4 protein-coding genes are annotated in these 3,687 nt (G+C 74.5%); all 4 read right to left on the bottom strand.

Annotated features, from left to right (window positions below; translation table 11 throughout):
* Nucleotides 1-82: 82 nt before the first annotated feature.
* Nucleotides 83-667, bottom strand: a complete 585-nt coding sequence (locus IDM29_RS15610; protein ID WP_220457959.1) for a DUF6328 family protein — start codon at nt 665-667, stop codon at nt 83-85.
* 239 nt (nt 668-906) lie between these two features.
* On the bottom strand, nt 907-1,461 hold the full coding sequence (locus tag IDM29_RS15605; protein WP_255491598.1) for an NYN domain-containing protein: 555 nt from the start codon (nt 1,459-1,461) through the stop codon (nt 907-909).
* A gap of 29 nt (nt 1,462-1,490) precedes the next feature.
* Nucleotides 1,491-2,843: a Glu/Leu/Phe/Val dehydrogenase gene (locus IDM29_RS15600; protein WP_182111797.1), complete on the bottom strand. Its 1,353-nt coding sequence runs from the start codon at nt 2,841-2,843 to the stop codon at nt 1,491-1,493.
* Nucleotides 2,844-3,113: 270 nt separating this feature from the next.
* On the bottom strand, nt 3,114-3,687 hold a 574-nt coding region (locus IDM29_RS15595), incomplete at its 5' end, for a M15 family metallopeptidase (RefSeq protein WP_188037755.1).

Genomic DNA, 3,687 nt, shown 5'->3' with positions numbered 1-3,687 from the left:
CGCGCCGAGCTCGACCGCGCCGCGCGGGCCGCCACGCGAGCCCCTGAGGCGCCCGCTCGGTGCCGACCTGCTCGGTGCCGACCTACTCGGTGCCAGGCCGCAGGGCCTCCGGCTCCGCGCGCGGCCGGCTGCGCGCCAGGACCGCCGGCAGCGCGAACCACGCGAGCACCAGGAACACGAGGACCGAGCCGGCGACCGCGACCGCGGTGGTGCGCCCGGTGACGACGTCGAACACGAGCAGGACGACGCCCGCGACCACGAGCGAGAGCAGGACGAGGCCGACCCGCATGAACCGGTCGGCGCTCGTGACGAGCTCGGACTTCGCGCGGCGACGGAACAGCCAGCGGTGCAGGCTCACGGGGGCGACCACCGTCCCCGTCGTCAGCGCGGCGAGCGCCACGAGCACGAGGTAGAAGGTGCGCTGGGTGTCGGTCAGCTCGGCGAACCGCTCCTGGAACGGCACGGTCAGCAGGAATCCGGTGAGGATCTGGATGCCCGTCTGCGTGACGCGGAGCTCCTGGAGGATCTCGTTCCAGTTCCGGTCCAGCTTCTCCGTCGGGGTCTCGCGTCTCCCGTCCTCGCCGGGTCCCGGCGCAGGGGCGTGCGCGGGGCCGGGGTGCGCCTCGGGAGCGGTGGCGCCTGAACCGTCGTCGGCTCTGTGGGTCATGGTCACATGGTGGCGAAACGAGTGCGCCCCCGCTCGCCGGGGCGAGCGGGGGCGGGTCCGGCAGGTGTCTCACCCGCACAGGGCGTGGCACCCACCAGCGGCCCGTCGTACGGACCGGGTCTCCGCTCTCGCGGGCGACCTGGAGGTTTGACGAGACCATAGGACGCCCGTGACCGGTCCGCACCCCGAACGAGGAACCTCGTCCGGACCCCGGGACCGTGCCGGCCCCGAGGTGCCGCTCAGAGGTAGCGCGTCGGGTCGAACTCCGCGAGCGAGATGATCCGCAGGCGGGGCAGGCGCACGTTGAACGCGCGGACGTCCGTCTCGAGGTCGAACACCTGAAGCCCGCCCTCGGCGAGCTGCTGCAGCGCCGTGCTGGTGAACTCCTTGAACGCCATCATGCCGACGTTGCGCCCGGGGCCGAGGAGCGCGCCGAGCTGGGGCGCGAAGTCGCCGTCGTGGCTCGCGAGCAGCACGTCGCCGTCGCGGTCGGCGAGCGCGTCGAGCGTGCGCTGGATGCCGATGTCGACGACCTTCTCGTGCGCCTCGCCGGCCAGCGGGATCGGCGTGAAGCCGATGGCCACGAGGGCCTGGACGAACGACATCGGCATCGTGCCGTTGGACGCGTTGAGGAAGAACAGCCCCTTGACGTCCTCGCCGCCCCAGACGGTGCGGGCGAACTCGAGCACACGCTCCCAGCGGGGGCGCTCCTCGGGTGCGGGGCGGGCGCCGAGGATCGAGCCGCCGAGCGTCGCGTCGATGTTCTCGCCGTCGACGAGGAGGTAGGTCGTCACGGTCCCGACCCTAGTGCGCCCGTGCTCGGTCAGGGGTACAGGCCGCGCGTGCGGTGGGCCTGGGCGACGCGCTGGACCCCGATGAGCAGGGCGGCGTCGCGCAGCGGCACGCGCTCGCGCCGCGCGACCTCGGCGACGGCGTCGTAGGCGTGCAGCATCCGCTCGGCGAGGCGGTGCTCGATCTCCGCCTCCGTCCACCAGTAGGCCTGCTGCGCCTGCACCCACTCGAAGTAGGACACGACGACGCCGCCCGCGTTCGCGAGGATGTCGGGCACGACGACGACCCCGCGCTCGGTCAGGATGCGGTCGGCCCCGGCGGTCGTCGGGCCGTTGGCGCCCTCGACGACCCAGCGGGCCTTGACCTGGTCCGCGTTCGCCTCGGTGATGACCCCCTCGACCGCCGCCGGGACCAGGACGTCGACGTCGAGCGTGAGCAGGTGCGCGTTGTCCATCGGGTCGGCGCCCGCGAAGCCGACGACCGAGCCCGTCTCGCGCACGTGGTCGAGCAGCCGCGGCACGTCGATGCCGCCGGCGCGGTGCAGGCCGCCGTACTGGTCGGAGACCGCCTCGACGCGCGCGCCGCCCTGGGCGAAGATCGCCGCCGCGTGGGAGCCGACCTTGCCGAAGCCCTGGACCGCGACCCGCACGTCGCGCAGGTCCAGGCCCTGCTCGCGGATCGCCGCGGTCGCCGTGTGGACCACGCCCTGGGACGTGGCCGTGGCCCGCCCCAGCGAGCCGCCCACCTCCAGCGGCTTGCCGGTCACGACGCCGGGGATCGTGTAGCCCTGGTTGACGGAGTAGGTGTCCATCACCCAGGCCATGGTCTGCGCGTCCGTGCCGATGTCGGGGGCCATGATGTCCCGCTCCGGACCGATCATCGGCATGATCTCGCTCGTGTAGCGGCGCGTGACGCGCTCGAGCTCACCCTGGGAGTACCGCCGCGGGTCGATCGCGACGCCACCCTTGGCGCCGCCGTACGGCAGCTCCACGACGGCGCACTTCCACGTCATCCACATCGCGAGGGCGCGGACCTCGTCGACGTCGACGCTCGGGTGGAACCGCAGCCCGCCCTTGCCCGGTCCGCGCGAGACGTTGTGCTGCACCCGGAAGCCGTGGAACAGCTCGGTCGTGCCGTCGTCGCGCCGCAGGGGGATCGCCACGTTGATCTCGCGCCGCGGCGTCGCGAGCATCGCGTGCATGCCGGCGTCGTAGCCCAGCCGCTCGATGGCGCCCGCGAGCTGGGTCTGCGCCGTCGCCAGCGGGCCGGCGTGCGTGGGCCGCGCCGAGTCGGGCGCGATGTCCGGCACCCCGCTGCGCAGGGCTCCGTCGCCGGACGCGGTGGCGGGGGAGTGGGTGGTCGGGTCGACGTCGGTGTCGGCCATCGGTGGCGCCTCCAGGGTCGGTCGCGGCCTCGTCGCCGCGCTGCGCCGCCGGCGGACGTGGGCCGGGGCCGTCCCACTCTCCCACCCGCCGGCCACCCCGGAGCGCACCCCGCCCGGCACGTCCGCGCGACGGCCGGCCCCGCACCACCCCGGGTCGCCCGCTACGTCCGTTCCCAGCGGGTACGTCCGCTGCGCAGGACGTGCTGGGTGGGAACGGACGTGCTCACCGGAGGGGTGGCCGGCGTCCGCGGTCGGTCGGGGGCGGGGTGGTCAGCCGGTGAACTCGAAGTGCCAGTACTCCGGGTTGGAGCCGCCCTGGCGGGCCCAACCCGGGGCGACCCAGCCGTACGCGGGGCCGTGGGCCACGAGCCACTCGTACCGCGCCGAGCCGAAGGCGTACGCCTGCCACTCCCAGGTGTCGAACGCCAGCCCGGTGCCGTGGTTCGACGTGCCCGGACGCGCCGCGGCGGAGCCGTACGCCTCGCGCATCTGGACCTGGTCCTCGTAGGACCGGTAGGTCATGTCGACGGCGATGTTCTCGCCGAACTGCGCCCGGAAGGCCTCGTTCAGCCTGGTCAGGGCCGCAGCGGCGTCGTGGCGCAGCCACTGCTGGTTCCCCTGCGAGTCCTGGCACCAGCCGAGCGGGGACAGCTGCGAGCGCGGCACGCGGCCGTTGCTGCCGTCCCCTGACTCGCTCGGCGTCGAGGTGTAGAAGGTCGGCCCGTCGTTGCGGGGCGGCTCCGCCGACGCGGGGCTGCCGCAGTCGGGGCCGGCGCCGGTGCTGGGCGGTCCGCCGAGGCGCGGTGCCGAGGGCGCGGACGACGGCGCGCGGGCGGCGTCCGCG

The organism is Actinotalea sp. JY-7885 (assembly GCF_014525465.1).
Lineage (GTDB): Bacteria > Actinomycetota > Actinomycetes > Actinomycetales > Cellulomonadaceae > Actinotalea.
Note: the sequence above shows the minus strand (reverse complement) of the source record. Positions and strands in the feature narration are given on the sequence as shown.